This window comes from Ligilactobacillus agilis DSM 20509 (assembly GCF_001436215.1).
Lineage (GTDB): Bacteria > Bacillota > Bacilli > Lactobacillales > Lactobacillaceae > Ligilactobacillus > Ligilactobacillus agilis.
This window is the reverse complement of the sequence record NZ_AYYP01000072.1, coordinates 1-15,092: the sequence shown is the minus strand read 5'-3', so window position 1 is coordinate 15,092 and position 15,092 is coordinate 1. Positions and strand designations below refer to the sequence as shown.

Below are 15,092 nucleotides of genomic sequence, written 5' to 3'. Positions count from 1 at the left end.
CCCGCCGTTTTTCACGATAATAAGGCAAATCCAGCCAGTGGTTTTTTAATTCCAAATAGTAATTATTAGCTTTCCGCACCATCATGACTCCCCCTTAGTTTTTTAATAGTATAGCAAACCTGGAGAATTTTTTCCTTAATGTTGTTTAGGTTGCCGCCGGCCAATCAAGTACATTAACCCTAACGCAACCAGTGCCTGAATAAAAATCCAGAGCCCTCTTAAAGCCAGCTGGCTACCGCCTAACCAGACCCCTAGCGTAATAGAACCTAGGCACAGAATAATTAAACTATTTCTTTGCCACTTGTCAAAGGCAAGGCCGTATTTAACTTCCCTGGCCCGAATGGAAGGTAAAATCGCTCCTAGTCCGATCAAGACAACGATGGCCACAATATTGATGATTAATTCGTACCACCAAGTTGAACTAAACTGGCTAGTATCTTGGGGGAAGATTCCAAAGACGGTCGCAATAGCTGTCACCGCTAGTAATAAGAAGCCACAAAGCCAAGCTAGCTTATCATTTTTTATGAAGACGTAGCTAGAAGGATATTTAGCTGAATTAGCCCGGATTTTCATAAAGGCATAAAAGATCCAGCAAGTAACTCCTGGCGAAATAATCCCGTTAAGGTTTAAGAGCCAGTTGAAAATATCGTTCATTTCAGGTAAAAAGGCCCCTAACAGCATGATAAAAGCCGACAAGAAGCAGGTTAAAAAGTACCCATTGATTGGTAACCCTTCCTTATTAGTCTTTCTTAGAAACGCAGGCATATACTGGCTGCCAGTATCGGCAATCAACATCCTGGTCATCGCGTCTAACAAGACCGCTAGTAAAGCACACATGTAAATAACTGATGTCCAGGCGTAAAGGTACATGAAGAAGTTACCTAAACCATACAGCTTTCCTAAGGCTTGGAAGGCGTAATAGTCCCCGTTCATCTTCATATCGTTAGGAAGGTGGTTAGCGTCAAAGAAGATTCCCAGGGCAAAGGAACCACAAATAGTCAAAAAGGCGGTCATAATCGACAAGGTAATCATTGCCTTAGGAAAATCTTTTTGGGGCCGTTTCATCCTCGTAATAAAGGGGGCCACCAACTCGCTTCCGTTAACCGCATAAATCAGCATCCCAATCGTGGTGAGGTATTTCAAATCAAATTTAGGGACAATGGTATGAATATTCATCGGCTGAGTTGCCATGTGGCCCCCGTTTTTAATTAACCCAGCAAAGGCCAAAAGCACAAACAGTACCGTCATTCCAAACATTGCAAAGCCCCCAATGGTACTTAAAAGTTCCATCGAGTGAGCTAGGTGACGTTGGACAAAAATAAAAATTACAAAAATCAGTGCAGATAACAGCATAAAAGTACTGTTAGACATCGTGTCTTGGAACTTGCCACTGCCGGTAAAGGACCAACCAAAACCAACTACCACCGAATTAGCCGAATCAACTACGTAAGGAACCGAAGCAGCCCAATAAGTCCAGGCAGTAAAGTAACCTAAAAATTCTCCCTTGGTCCCCCGAATCCAAGAAGATAAGCCGCCACCTTCATGATTAAAAACAGACCCCAATTGGCCGACCATTAAGGCATAGGGAATAACGTATAAAAAGAGCATTAATACCCAAGAAGTAATGACCCCCATCCCTTGGTTTTTGAAGTTATACATAATATCTTCAAACCCAATTACAGTGACAAAGGCCATCATTGCCAAGATTGGCCACGAGATATACTTTCCGTGCGTTTCATTAGAATCCATTGAGATTTCCTCCATTTGTTAAATAAAATTTAAATTTTTACTTAACAAATAATAAACTAAAGCCATGGTTAATGCAAATTAAGTTTTTAAGCTACGGCAAATAAGCCCATAATTTCACCAACAAGAACAGAAATTATGGACCTAATTACTATTTAGTTTTGGCTAGGGTTGCTTTAACATCGGGCTCAAATAGTTGCTGACTTAATTCAGTCTCACTAAGAATCTGTTCACTGTCAAATCCAGCAAAAACCTTTAAGGACTGTAAGGCTGCATCCTGATAGCGTTTAGCTCGCTCCAAGGCGTAGGGAACTAAGGACCCATCTTTTAGGTGCTTCAATAAGCGGGCACTCGGAGTAGTTGAGGGATTTTCAATTCAATCTTCTAAATCCTGTAAAACTTCTTGATACTCTGGACCTAACTGCAATTTATTGGCAAAAATCTCCAACCGCTTCATAAAGGCCCGCGCTAAGGCCTGGTATTTGCTTACCGCTTCAGGCTCTTCTAAGGAGATTTCCTCATTCATTTTGTCTGTCCGTGCCACCACTTCGTTAACATCAGCTGGTTTTAAAGCTGGCGTCATTACAAAGTAACCTAGCTAGTAACCTGACAAACCGTAAGGTATCGGACCTAACCCCAACCGAACTAGATGGGTCTAAATCAAGCATCCGTAGCTCAATATAATCGATACCTTCTGCAGGCATTTTTTTAAGGCTGCTGCCACCCTTAAACCTAACCGAGCCATGAAATTCATAATCGGAAATCAACTTACCTTCCTTAGCCCCCTGCTCGATTCGATCAACGTAGGCTTGAACGCTACTATAATCCCCACTAAAGTGGGTGCCAAACCCATAATGACTCTGACGCAGGCTCCGGACCGGCTTAGTTGGCCCCTGGTTTTTTTCGAAGAAATTCTCCTCAGCCACCGGACTCGCCCCAAATAAGTAGGTTAAAAACCAGCGGTAACGGACAAAGCCCTGGGCGATAATCGTGTACAGGTAAGTTTGGGCTTGCATCCGGTTAGCAAACTGGCCCCTTAAATTATTATAGACAGTATCTACCACCCGCGGATTTAAACTCAAGTTGATATGCACTCCACAAGGTGTTCCCGAACTAAAATTTCGTCTCTTAGCCCACTCCTTTAGGTAGGCATCTTTTTCCGGAGTGGTTTTGGCCAACTGAATGGTGCTTTTATCAGCCGGTAACTTAGGTGGCATTGATAGGGGCCACAGCAATTCTCCCGGCGCTAAGGCCGACCTGAGGGAATTATTAATACGGTAGAGATAGTGTAACGCGTCTAAAGCAGTAGCAGCTGCGGGGGTCACACTCTCAGACATTGCTTCTAAAAAATCTTTGGTTAGCCAGGGATTCTTAGCCCCGTCACCGATCGTAGCCGGATATGGTTCTTGGCTTAGATAACCCTGCTCATCTACACGGTGTTACTCAATTTCAAGCTCCATATTAAAATCTGACGTTTTAGCGACTACTTCGTTATCAAAAATTACTTTCCCTACCTTACTAAACATTGCTCTCATTCCCTTCCAAACAAACAACTAGTGCGCCCGCTGTGAACGCGCAATCAAATCATTAAACAATGCTTGCGAATAATCATAGTGCTTATACATATTTTCTGGATGCCACTGAACGGCCAGAATTTGATCAGAAGCAAGGGACTCAACTGCTTCAGGAACTTGATCATCCGCCCAAGCTGAAACTACTAACCCGGGTGCAACTTGGTTTAAAACTTGGTGGTGACGGGAATTAACGTAAGGCCGTTCACCGACAAGTTGCCTAATCCGGCAATTTTCCTTGGTGGAAACATGGTGGGAGGGCATATTACCAGGAGCAATTTGTGAATGCTTCAAGTAGGCTTTCTTATCTTCAGATAAATCCTGGTACAAACTTCCTCCTAAGGCCACGTTAATTAATTGCATCCTCCGACAAATTCCCATGATGGCCTTACCAGCAGCTAAGGCTTGTTTGCATAATTCAATTTCAAACACGTCCCGCTTATAATAAGTAGCCCCTAAATTTTGATGGGGTTCTTGTTGGTAGAAGGTAGGATCAACATCAACCCCACCAGCAAAAATAATCCCGTCAAATAAATCCAAATAATCTTTAACATACTTGGGAGCTACGCTTGGAAAAATAACTGGTACACCTCCAGACTTAACAATCGCTTCAATAATTGGTCGCGGTGCAAAGGCCGCGTTTCTCATATTGATAACGTTAGTTGCATCAAAAATAGTATCTGCAGGTACCGCTATTCTTGGTCGCATAAAAACACCTCTTATTGCTTACTTGCGTGCACGTAGGCACTAATTTCTTTTAATTGTTCAACTGTTTTGGTATTAAAGATAAACCCAATGTCTCCCATAATATCGGCAAAGCCCGCTGGTACTTCTTGGTAATCCTTTAATTCAGCTGCATACTTTGCCTTAACATCTGCTACCGAGTGTAAATACTCAGGTCCCTTCCGGCGGGAAACGTAAACACTGTTATAAGGACAATCGTTGCCATAAATAAAGTGATTTTCCTTAACTAGGACTGCGTAGGCCTTAAAAAGATCGATTTGGTGTGCATGGTTCATCAAATCGATTGATGGTCCTCCAGGTGGCCGGCAGTTAAGTTCTAGGGCATATAGTTTTTTGTCCTTAGTCCGGAAGAATTCAAAGTGAAAGAAGCGCTCGGTAATTTTGAAGGCGGCCACGCTCTTTAAGCCTAATTCCTTTAGGTCGGCGGGAATTTCGCGGGCCTCGTAAAAATACATATTACATGCATCTAGGACCGTTTCTAAGGCTGGTTGCCCGTAAACCATGGACGAATAGAAAACCACTTTGCCATCTTGATCCGTTAAGCCATCAAAGGTAACGATCTCTCCTTCGAGGTACTCCTCTAAAAAGTAGTCCACCCCTGGCTGCCTTTTAGTAAAGAATGACTCTAGTTCAGCTTGGTTGTTAACCTTATAGGTGTCACTGGCCCCCACGCCACTATCGGGCTTAATAATGACCGGGTAACCTACCTGGCTGATAAACTGCTCAGTTTGTTCCTTATCTTTTACTAACTGACCCTTAGCCGCCGGAATACCGTTTTTTACAAAAACTTCCTTCATCTTAGACTTATACTTAATGACGTCTACGTCCGCATTTTTATAACCAGGAATGTTAAAGTCAGTTCTGAGTTTGGCGTCTTGAAGTAACCAGTATTCGTTATGCGACTCTAAGCGGTCGATTTTGCCGTATTTAAAGGCAAAGTAGGCCACCGCCTTATACATTTGGTTATAGTCTTCCATATCATCCACCCGGTAATATTCCGTCAAGGCCGTCTTTAAACTCGGACTCAATTGATCATAAGGACAATCGCCAATCCCTAAAGTCCTGAAGCCAGTCTCATGTAACCGGAGGGTAAATGGTTCAAAGTTAGGCGGAAAATGGGGTGAAACTACAATAAAATTAAGTGGGGCTGTCATTAATCATCACTTCCATTCTTATAATTTGCCATCAGCTCTTAGTTCGGTTAGAAAATACGGCATCTGCTTACGCCACCAAGGCCAATCGTGGTCAACATCAAAGCCCCAGTAATCAAACCAGGCCGGAATTTGTTTAGCGTTGAATGCTTCTTCTAGTTTCCTAGTGTCAGCAACTTCTTCCCAGGCTCCTTGACCAATACAGATAATGTAGTCATTTTGCCGGTATTGATCTAAAAACCAAGTATCATCCAGGTTCCACAAGTAGTCAACCGGAGAATTATGGTAAACTAATTCGTCTCCGTAATAATCCCCCGTAAAGAAGCGGGCATCGTAAACCCCACTTTGAGCAATCACGGTATCAAAAACATCCGGGTGGCGCAATGCAAAGTTAACGGCATGAAAGGCCCCCCATCGAACAACCAGTTACCCCTAAGGCACCATAATAGTTGCGTTCATACTTAATTAGCGGCACTAGCTCTTCAACAATGTAGCGGTCGTAAGCATCGTGGGCAGCCGCCATTTCATGCGGGCTCTTATCCTTAGCTAACCAGGATTCATTATCAAAAGAATTAGGCGTATAAAAGGTCACCAACCCTTGGTCGATGAAAGTTTGGCAGGCACTTACCATGCCAAAGTCAGCATACTCATTTGGGCTACCACCACTGGAGGGAAAGACTAAGAAAATTTTCCCACCGTGACCATAAACATTAAACTCCATCTCCCCACCTAAGTTACTACTATAATGACTGCGACTTTCAAAGTGCATCCTTATCCCCCCAGTAAAGTTTTTTCATTTTTCTCTTACAATTTTTTAATTATAATAGCACATACTTAGGGTAAAATCTAATTTTTAGAAACTTTTTGCGTGAAAATTTCATAATTTAAATTTTAAGCGGCCGCTATAGTAATAAAGAAGTTTCATCCAAATATGGATTTTCAGTCAAAATATCGCCTCATTTTTGGTAACAGTTACGCTTTTTAATCGGTGAGCAAAATAATAAGATTTTAGCCTTACAAAAAAGTTCCCCGCTGTTGGCATAAACACCAACAACGAGGAACAATACCTTTTTGCAAATATTTCTAAAAAGATGATGATTTAATCCCTAATCGTATCAACAATAGGGCCACTATCTTTAGCCAGTTGTCCCCACATATCCATTATCATCAATAGATTGGCATAATAAGCCTTGATACAGAGGTGTTTTTAGAATGAAAGTTTTCTAACCCACAGATCCTTCCATTTGATATTCGATTAAGCGATTAAGTTCCACGGCATATTCCATTGGCAGTTCCTTAGTAAATGGTTCAACAAAGCCCATGATGATCATTTCAGTGGCCTTTTCTTCAGAAATACCCCGGCTCATTAAGTAATACAGCTGTTCTTCTGAAATTTTTGAAACCTTGGCTTCGTGTTCCATTGAGACATTACCATTAAGAATCTCATTGAAAGGAATGGTATCACTAGATGATTTATCATCCATGATGATGGTATCACACTCGACGTGGGCAAACGAGCCGTCGCTATCGCGCTCAAAGCGGACCTGGCCACGGTAGTCAACCCGGCCCCCATCCTTACATAAGGACTTGGAGACAATCGATGAAGATGTGTGCTTAGCGTTATGAATCATCCGAGCCCCGGTATCAGAATCGACTCCCTCACCCTCGGAGGTTGCCCCAGCAAAGGCGATTGATAGCATCGTCCCCCGGGCGTGTTCGCCATTGAGGTAGACGCTTGGGTACTTCATCGTTACCTTAGAACCTAAGTTACCATCAACCCATTCCATCGTGGCATTTTCTAGTGCCTGGGCCCGCTTGGTTTCTAGACTGTAGACATTATCGGACCAGTTTTGAATGGTGGTATAACGGCAGTAGGCATCCTTTAAAACGTTAACCTCAACTACGGCCGCATGGAGACTATCCTTAGAATAGTTAGGAGCCGTACACCCTTCTACATAGTTGACGCTAGCACCTTCGTCAACAATAATTAAGGTCCGTTCAAATTGGCCTGAATTCCCCTCATTAATCCGGAAGTAACTTTGAATTGGAACATCAGTTTTAACGCCCTTAGGCACATAGATAAAGGTGCCCCCGGACCAAACCGCTGAATTTAAGGCTGCCATCTTATTGTCTTCTGGCGGAATTAATTTACCGAAGTATTCCTTAACTAGCTCGGGATACTTTTGGACAGCATCATCCGTTGACATGAAGATAATCCCCATTTTTTCAAAGTCTTCTTTGATATTGTGATAAACAACCTCTGATTCATATTGAGCCGAAGACCCAGCTAAATACTTACGCTCAGCTTCAGGAACCCCTAAGCGATCAAAGGTCTTCTTAATATCTTCGGGCACATCATCCCAATCTCTAGCCACCTTATCGGTATCACGCCTGAAATAATTAATGTGTTCAAAATCTAGTTTGGATAAGTCGGGTCCAAACTTCGGCATTTCTAACTTGCGATAAATTTTATAGGCATTGAGGCGAAATTCTAACATCCACTCTGGTTCATTTTTAGCAGCTGAAATTGCCCGCACAATTTCTTCGGTCAAACCTTCACCCGTAGTAAATACCGGGGTAATGTCATCTTTGAACCCATACTGGTATTCGCCACCTAATTTAGGCATTTCTTCTGTCATCATTTTCCCTCACTTTCTAGAACTTGGTAGACTGCTTTCCAAGCCAAGGTAGCACACTTTATCCGCGCTGGAAATTGTGCTACCCCCGCTAAAATACTGGCATCTCCTAGTACTTCATCTAATTGATCCTCATCAGTCACCTCACCGGTAACCATTTTTGAAAATAACAGCACCTGTTTTTCAATTTCTTTAGGGGTTTTTCCAATTACCTCGTCAGTCATTAATGAAGCAGAAGCTTGTGAGATGGTACAACCGGTCCCACTAAAAGCCACTTCACTAACCTTGCCATCTTTTAAAGCCAATTCGACGGTCAAAACATCTCCACAAGTCGGATTACGTAACTCTAAACTTTTGTCAGCCCGGGGTAAATGTCCGTGGTGATGCGGATGCTGTGAGTGTTCTAAAATAATTTGGCGGTAAAGGTTATTTAATTTAGATAGTCCCATTGCCAAAAAACTCCTTTGTTAAAAGCAAGGCCTCAACCAAACGGTCGGCATCTTGCTTAGTATTGTAAAAGTAAAAACTAGCTCGGGCTGTGGCAGCAACATCTAAATAGCGCATTAGCGGTTGGGCACAGTGGTGTCCTGCCCGAATGGCTATTCCTTCCATATCTAAGGCAGTCGCAACGTCATGCGGGTGAATCTGATCGAGGTTAAATGAAATTACCCCAGTATGCTTTTTAGGATCCTTAGGGCCATAGAGTTTTAGGCCAGGAATTGCTTGGAGCTTAGGTAAGACATAGGCTACTAGCTCTTGCTCATAAGCCGCTATCTTGTCCATTCCTACTTGTTCTAAATAATCAAGCGCTGCGCCTAGACCAATCACCCCTTCAATATTTTGGGTGCCCCCTTCAAATTTAAGGGGGGCCTTTTTATAACTTGATTGCGTTAATTCAACCCAATCAATCATTTCGCCCCCAAATTCTAAGGGCGCCATTTGTGCTAATAACTCACCTTTTCCCCACAAAATTCCGATGCCGGTTGGCGCCAACAACTTGTGCCCAGAAAAGGCATAAAAATCAGCCCCCATCTTTTGAACATCAGTCACCATATGGGGCGCACCCTGGGCGCCATCTACTACTAAGATTGCACCATTTTGGTGGGCTAGCTGGGCTAGTTGCGCTAGTGGGTTGGCTACCCCTAAAACATTGGAAGCTTGGTTAACGGCTACAATCGCTGTTTTAGCTGTAATTGTTGCCTCAGCTTTAGCCAAATCCACTGCCCCGTCTGCCGTTAAATCTAGGTACTTTAGCGTGGCGCCGACTCGTTTAGCTAATTCCTGCCAAGGCACGAGGTTACTATGGTGTTCGGCATAGGAAATAACAATCTCATCTCCAGCTTTAACGAAACGTTCACCGTAACTCCTAGCCACCCAGTTAAGGGCTTCGGTGGTTCCCTTCGTGTAAATAATTTCTTCACTAGTCGGAGCGTTAATAAACCGCGCCACCTTTTGACGCACCGCTTCAAATTGGGCTGTTGCCCGCTCGGCTAAAGTGTGCACCCCGCGGTGAACGTTAGCATTATCGTTGCGGTAATAGTTAACTATGGCATCAATGACTGTCTGGGGCTTTTGACTAGTGGCAGCGTTATCGAGGTAAACTAAATCTTCGTCATTGACAGTTTGCGCTAAAATTGGAAAATCAGCCCGATACTTATTCATCTCTTTGTCCATCTACGAGCTTCCTTTCAATCATGTTTTCTAATTCAATTTGAATTGCTCGTGACGGAATAGCTGCTAAAACGGGACCTAAAAAGCCGCGAATTACTAGTCGCTCTGCGATTGGTTTAGGCAAGCCCCGACTCATTAGGTAGTAAAGTTGTTCTTCATCGACCCGCCCCACACTTGCAGCGTGACCAGCCGTCACATTGTTATCGTCAATTAAGAGGATGGGGTTAGCATCTCCCCGAGCATGTCTTGATAGCATTAAAACCCGACTTTCTTGTTGGGCATCCGCTCCCGTAGCGCCCTTCATAACGTGCCCAATCCCATTAAAAATTAAATTGGAATTTTGCAAAATTACCCCGTGTTGGAGGATGTGACCAATCGAATTTTTACCGTAGTTGGTTACCCGGGTATCAATCCCTTGAACCTGCTTACCGGTTGAAATCGCAATCACCTTAGTTTCGGCATGTGACCCGGTTCCAACTAATTCCGAATCGTAATCACCAACGATGTTACCATCACTCATCATCCCTAACGACCAGTCAATCTTAGCATCACGCTTTAGATAACCACGCCGATTTAGGTAAGCCGTAGTCTTTTGACCTAAGCGATCAATACTTGAAAACTTCACGTGGCTGCCGTCTAAGGCAATTACTTCAACGATGATATTAGCGGTACTTTCACTTTGGCCTACAGTTAACATATTTTCCAAATAAGAAACTTCACTATTGCTATCGGCAATCAACAAAACATGGTGAACGTAATCAGCCCCGGTCGTGGCGTCTTGAACAAAATAAGTCACTAACGGCTCCGTTAAGACTACATTTTTGGGAACATAAATCAACAAACCGCTCGTCAACTTGGCAACGTGTTCTGCTGTTAGGCGATTTTCTGTCGATTTAATTGCCTTCTTCATGAAGTAGGCTTGAATTAAATCAGCGTGTTCTTTTAAAGCCGTTTGCCAGTCGCAAATAATAACACCTTGTTCCTTTAAAGCCGGACTCAAATTTAACAACTTAGTTGTTTGCCCCACTTGAACGGCCGTTGCCTTAGCTTGATCAATTTCTTCTGGCACCTCTAATTTACTTTCTTCATAGGCCAGTTGCTTGGTTAAGTTAATCGGCCAGTGACGATACTTGATTTTTTGAAAACTAGGCATCTTTAAAGTTTCACTTGCCTGTAGAGCTAATAACCGTTCTTCAGTGAACCAGGTAGGTTCTGCAACTTGCTTAGCATAAGTTGCTAGTTCGGGATAGTTAGTCAAATCCATCGCAATCCCTCCTTTAAGCATCTTCATCGGTTAACTTGATGTCAAGACCTAATTCATCACGCAAGCCCGCATAACCTTCGTCTTCTAAGCGCTTAGCCAATTCAGGGCCACCTTGCGCAACGATTCTACCATCCATCATCACATGAACTACGTCGGGAATGATATAGTTCAACAACCGTTGGTAGTGCGTGATAATCAAGGAACCAAACTCTGGTCCCCGCATCTTATTGACCCCTTTAGAAACAACTTTTAAGGCATCGATATCTAAACCGGAGTCAATTTCATCCAGGATTGCAAACTTAGGTTCAATCATCATTAACTGTAAAATCTCATTACGCTTCTTTTCACCACCGGAAAAGCCTTCGTTTAAATAACGGTCAGCCATTTCTTCAGACATGTCTAAGAAATCCATATTTTCGTCTAGTTTCTTTAGAAACTTTCTAATTGAAATGGGATTATCTTCGCTTCGTCTAGCGTTAATTGCTCCGCGAATAAATTCGGCATTAGTTACCCCTGGAATTTCGGCTGGGTACTGCATTGCCAAAAATAAACCGGCCCGGGCACGTTCGTCTACTGGGAGTTCTAATAAATTTTGGCCATCGAGTAAAACTTCCCCTTCTGTTACCTCATAAGCTGGATTACCCATGATTGCTTCCGACAAGGTCGATTTACCGGTTCCGTTTGGCCCCATAATTGCATGGATTTCACCTGTTTTTAGGGTCAAGTTAACCCCCTTGAGGATTTTCTTACCGTCAATTGTTACGTGTAAATTTTTTACTTCAAGTGTAGACATAAAATCTAGCCCCCCTAATTCTTCTAATATTTATAATTTTAGCTCAATCAAACTCAGCTTGCAATCGCAACCAATGGCTAAAAGGCGCGCTAAGGCGGGTTTGATAGGCTTTCATCACCCTATATAAATAAAGTTATAGTTATATGGTTAAATCAATCTAATTTTTAAACAATTTTTACTTGTAATTTTTTTAAACAAACTGATTAATGGTATTTTTTAGCTTCTTCTCCTATAATAAAGCTACACTATTCTTTTTGGAGTGATTTGCATGAAACCATTAATCGGAATAATTGGTAACAGTTTTGATAACCCCATTGTCGAACACGCTAACCTGCCAATCAACTATACTCCCAAGGGCTATACTAACGCCGTCCACGCTGCTGGGGGACTGCCTATTATTATTCCTTTGGTCAACGAAGATAATATCACTGAGATTGTTGCTCGCTTTGATGGTTTAGTCTTTGCCGGTGGCCAGGATGTCTCCCCTATTTTTTACGGCCAAGAACCTCACCCTAAATTGGGTAGCCTTAATTATCAGCGAGACCTAGTAGAAATTGCCCTTATTAAAGCGGCCCTTGCCAAAGGACTACCTATCTTGGGAATTTGCCGGGGTTTACAGGTTATCAACGTTGCTTTAGGCGGTAGTTTGTACCAAGATTTAAGCGAATATCCAAATTGGTCGGTAAAACACCAACAATTCGGAACTGCTTGGGCAATGCCAACCCATTCAATCAAAGTTGAGCCTGCTAACCCTCTCCATGATATCTTTGGCGATACCGGCTTAGTTAACTCCCTCCACCACCAGGCTATTAAAGACCTGGCCCCAGGCTTACAGGCTTTAGCAACCAGTGCCGACGGGTTAGTGGAGGCAGTTACTAACAAGCAGCAAAATCTTCTAGCCGTACAATGGCATCCTGAAGCCCAATTTGAAGACTTTCCGGAAGCTTTAGCTATCTTTGCCTGGCTCATTCAAGCTAGCCAAGCCAAGGATTAATTATTAAGGTTAACAAATAAGCCACCCCAGTAAGGGTGGCTTATTTATTTATGGTAACTTAGTTAACCGTCAACTTATCAGTTTCAGCCTTTAATTTAGCCGCAATGTCATGTAAGTCAGCAACGTGGGAGGTAAATTCCTCCATTGTTGCTAAAACCTCCTCTGCATTTGCGGAGACTTCTTGGGTCCCAGCTGCATTTTCTTCCGTTGAAGCGGAGATATTTTCTAGGCGACTGAGAACCTTACCTTGGACTACTTCAATTTCAGCCGAAGCATTGGCAACTTGGGCGACCTGTTCAATCATTGTTTGGTTACTCTTATAAACTTCAGCCGTTGATTTAATAGCTGCTTGAATCAATTCTGACTGTTTTTGGCCACCTTCAATCGAGTTATTGGTCTTTGTGACCATTTCATGCGATTTATCCTTAATTTGATTAATAATTGCTTCAATTTCCTTAGTTGAAGCAGCACTTTGCTCAGCTAGCTTCCTAATTTCGGTTGCCACAACTGAGAAGCCTTTCCCAGCTTCACCAGCGCTGGCAGCTTCAATTGAAGCATTTAACGCTAAGAGGTTAGTCTGCCGTGAAATGTCATTGATAACCCCAATTATCTTAGTAATATCTTGAATACTTGTATTCATATCCTGAACACTTTGGGATAAATCCTTCATCTCAACTAACTCTTGATTCCAGTTGGCGTTAACTGAATCCATCGTCTCCATGTTGGCTTGGTTGAGACTGGCAGATTTATCTGCTTCATCATTCATTGTTTGCGCATTAGCATGTAGGCGTTCAATAATTTCGGATAGATTGTGTAACCTCGTGACACTTTCTTGAGTTTCTTGGGCCTGTGAACTTGTAACTTCAGCAATTCCCGTAATAGTTTGTGCAACTTCATCGATAGCTTTATCAGTTTGAGTTGACAATTCTAGCAGCGAGTCTGATTTTTCAGCCACATTATTAGCCTGGCCCTTAACCTTCTTGACCAAGCCCCCAACGGCCGCAATCATTTTGTTGTAGCCATAAGAAATTTGGTTAAATTCACTGCCGTGTTCATCAGGGGTGTAAAGCTTAGCGGCTACCTTACCCTTAAAACTCTTAGCTGCTTTTGGCTTAACCTCAATTGGATTCATCTTTCCTTTTTCTGCCGCCCTGAAGTAAGACAGGATGTGACCGACAATTTCCTTGAAGATGCCGTTGATAATAAATGCTAAAATCAAGACAAGTACCGCCACCACCAAGGCGATAATAGAGGCACTGATTAAAACAGAATGTAATTCCGCTTTAAGGTCATCTTTCATTACGTAAGCATAAGCCCAGTACTTACTACCGACGGCTCCCTTATTAAAGTAAATATCCATGACCTTAGAATTACCCTTAACATGAACATAGCCTTTACGTTTACTTGAAGCAGCAATTGCTTGGTACATCTTATCGCTGCTTAAGTCATTACCCCGACTGTAGTGAGCATCGTCGATTGCCCCTTTAGAAGCTAGCGCGATTCCTTTGTCGGAAATTAAAGTTACCCGCCCTGTTTTACCAATTTTCAATTGGCCTAATGGCCGTTCAATGTCGTTAAAGGAAACGTTGCTACTGATAACGAAGAACTTACCATTAGCTGCCTTATAGCCATAAGCGGCTGTGATTACGAAGACGCCTGACTTAGGATCTTTATAAGGTAACGTCCACACAACGCGATTTAAGTTTTGCTTTGCCTGGCGGTACCAATTTTGCTCAGTCACTTGATAGCCTTGCGGATAGTTAATGGTGCTAGCAAATTCACCGGCCTGATCAGCCACGGTTGCCCCTAATAACGAGCTGTTAGCACTAACCAGTTTTTGCATTTCCGTCTTCAACTTTGGTTTATCAAAGTTACCGCTGGTAAATTCGCCATACTTAGCAGTAGCAATCAACATCTTTTCAGTTGATTTTTGGAGGTGAGTCCGTTCCTCTTGAATCATATCAACCGCACTAACCTTCGAGAGGTTATTCCGCTCGATTAAGACGTTTTTGGTAATTATGTTAGATGCAGCTAACATCGTAAATAACGGCACTAGGCCAACTACAATTAGAAAAAATAAAATCCACTTACCAATGGATTTTGTTTTTAGTACTTCCTTATTCATTAATTTAGGGCGGGATACCAGTGGTTTTAACCACTGGAGGAATAGCCCTCACTTTAGATTCGTTAGAATCTACTTTTTACCCTTTCGCCTCCTTATGCTGTGTATTTATCGAACAAAAGTGCTATAATGTCAGTAAAGAAAGTGAGGTGAACCTAATGGAAATACAAATTACTATCAAAGTGAAATTAAATCTTGCCAACGCAGAGATTGCTTCGAGTTTTACTAACACGATGGAGCAATATCGCTTGGCTTGTAATTACGTTTCTGATTACATTTTTAATCATGATTTTGATATGCAACAAAGCCGATTAAACAAAGTTTTGTATACTAATTTACGTAGTTCTATTTATGCTTAAATCGCAAATGGCTCAATCTGTAATTAGAACCGTGATTGCCC

Annotated in this window: 11 protein-coding genes and 3 pseudogenes; 2 read left to right on the top strand and 12 right to left on the bottom strand. The window is 42.5% G+C overall.

The features are described from left to right. The 11 genes and pseudogenes from FC14_RS11165 to sufC all read right to left on the bottom strand — a co-directional run. A pseudogene (locus FC14_RS11165) lies at window positions 1-85 on the bottom strand (alpha/beta hydrolase); the annotation flags it as partial. A gap of 50 nt (window positions 86-135) precedes the next feature. Further along, a complete protein-coding gene (locus tag FC14_RS09440) occupies window positions 136-1,749 on the bottom strand; it encodes an amino acid permease (RefSeq protein ID WP_056977686.1) in 1,614 nt (537 codons plus the stop codon). A 148-nt stretch (window positions 1,750-1,897) separates the two neighbouring features. Then, window positions 1,898-3,272 (bottom strand): annotated as a pseudogene (locus tag FC14_RS09435) (glutamate--cysteine ligase). A gap of 27 nt (window positions 3,273-3,299) precedes the next feature. Then, on the bottom strand, window positions 3,300-4,025 hold the full coding sequence (locus tag FC14_RS09430) for a gamma-glutamyl-gamma-aminobutyrate hydrolase family protein (protein WP_056977684.1): 726 nt from the start codon (window positions 4,023-4,025) through the stop codon (window positions 3,300-3,302). 11 nt (window positions 4,026-4,036) lie between these two features. Beyond that, window positions 4,037-5,215, bottom strand: coding sequence for an ATP-grasp domain-containing protein (locus FC14_RS09425; RefSeq protein WP_056977682.1), 1,179 nt, complete (start codon window positions 5,213-5,215; stop codon window positions 4,037-4,039). Window positions 5,216-5,233: 18 nt separating this feature from the next. Beyond that, window positions 5,234-5,981: pseudogene (locus tag FC14_RS09420) on the bottom strand (esterase family protein). A 454-nt stretch (window positions 5,982-6,435) separates the two neighbouring features. Then, complete coding sequence (gene sufB, locus FC14_RS09415; protein WP_162258666.1) at window positions 6,436-7,851, bottom strand: Fe-S cluster assembly protein SufB; 1,416 nt, start codon at window positions 7,849-7,851, stop codon at window positions 6,436-6,438. Further along, window positions 7,851-8,297, bottom strand: coding sequence for a Fe-S cluster assembly sulfur transfer protein SufU (gene sufU / locus FC14_RS09410; protein ID WP_050612010.1), 447 nt, complete (start codon window positions 8,295-8,297; stop codon window positions 7,851-7,853). Before sufU ends, sufB begins: the two co-directional genes overlap by 1 nt. Further along, complete coding sequence (locus tag FC14_RS09405) at window positions 8,284-9,522, bottom strand: cysteine desulfurase (RefSeq protein ID WP_056977678.1); 1,239 nt, start codon at window positions 9,520-9,522, stop codon at window positions 8,284-8,286. The genes sufU and FC14_RS09405 overlap by 14 nt, the downstream gene beginning before the upstream one ends. Then, on the bottom strand, window positions 9,503-10,783 hold the full coding sequence (gene sufD / locus FC14_RS09400) for a Fe-S cluster assembly protein SufD (protein WP_056977676.1): 1,281 nt from the start codon (window positions 10,781-10,783) through the stop codon (window positions 9,503-9,505). The genes FC14_RS09405 and sufD overlap by 20 nt, the downstream gene beginning before the upstream one ends. A 13-nt stretch (window positions 10,784-10,796) precedes the next feature. Beyond that, on the bottom strand, window positions 10,797-11,576 hold the full coding sequence (gene sufC / locus FC14_RS09395) for a Fe-S cluster assembly ATPase SufC (protein ID WP_050612007.1): 780 nt from the start codon (window positions 11,574-11,576) through the stop codon (window positions 10,797-10,799). A gap of 268 nt (window positions 11,577-11,844) precedes the next feature. Between sufC and FC14_RS09390 the strand changes: the two genes are divergently transcribed. Next, complete coding sequence (locus FC14_RS09390) at window positions 11,845-12,570, top strand: gamma-glutamyl-gamma-aminobutyrate hydrolase family protein (protein ID WP_056977674.1); 726 nt, start codon at window positions 11,845-11,847, stop codon at window positions 12,568-12,570. Between the two features lie 58 nt (window positions 12,571-12,628). Here the strand turns inward: FC14_RS09390 and FC14_RS09385 are convergent, their stop codons facing one another. Next, entirely contained in the window at window positions 12,629-14,695 is a 2,067-nt protein-coding gene (locus FC14_RS09385; protein WP_056977672.1) for a methyl-accepting chemotaxis protein, read from the bottom strand. 155 nt (window positions 14,696-14,850) lie between these two features. On the opposite strand from FC14_RS09385, the gene FC14_RS09380 reads away from it, so the two are divergent. Further along, window positions 14,851-15,051, top strand: coding sequence for a hypothetical protein (locus FC14_RS09380; RefSeq protein ID WP_056977670.1), 201 nt, complete (start codon window positions 14,851-14,853; stop codon window positions 15,049-15,051). The last annotated feature ends 41 nt before the right edge of the window (window positions 15,052-15,092 follow it).

Excerpts from the sequence above, each read along its gene's own strand:
- FC14_RS09440 (WP_056977686.1), bottom strand. The coding sequence starts at position 1,749 with ATGGATTCTAATGAAACGCACGGAAAGTATATCTCGTGGCCAATCTTG.
- FC14_RS09430 (WP_056977684.1), bottom strand. The coding sequence starts at position 4,025 with ATGCGACCAAGAATAGCGGTACCTGCAGATACTATTTTTGATGCAACT.
- FC14_RS09425 (WP_056977682.1), bottom strand. The coding sequence starts at position 5,215 with ATGACAGCCCCACTTAATTTTATTGTAGTTTCACCCCATTTTCCGCCT.
- sufB (WP_162258666.1), bottom strand. The coding sequence starts at position 7,851 with ATGACAGAAGAAATGCCTAAATTAGGTGGCGAATACCAGTATGGGTTC.
- sufU (WP_050612010.1), bottom strand. The coding sequence starts at position 8,297 with ATGGGACTATCTAAATTAAATAACCTTTACCGCCAAATTATTTTAGAA.
- FC14_RS09405 (WP_056977678.1), bottom strand. The coding sequence starts at position 9,522 with ATGGACAAAGAGATGAATAAGTATCGGGCTGATTTTCCAATTTTAGCG.
- sufD (WP_056977676.1), bottom strand. The coding sequence starts at position 10,783 with ATGGATTTGACTAACTATCCCGAACTAGCAACTTATGCTAAGCAAGTT.
- sufC (WP_050612007.1), bottom strand. The coding sequence starts at position 11,576 with ATGTCTACACTTGAAGTAAAAAATTTACACGTAACAATTGACGGTAAG.
- FC14_RS09390 (WP_056977674.1), top strand. The coding sequence starts at position 11,845 with ATGAAACCATTAATCGGAATAATTGGTAACAGTTTTGATAACCCCATT.
- FC14_RS09385 (WP_056977672.1), bottom strand. The coding sequence starts at position 14,695 with ATGAATAAGGAAGTACTAAAAACAAAATCCATTGGTAAGTGGATTTTA.
- FC14_RS09380 (WP_056977670.1), top strand. The coding sequence starts at position 14,851 with ATGGAAATACAAATTACTATCAAAGTGAAATTAAATCTTGCCAACGCA.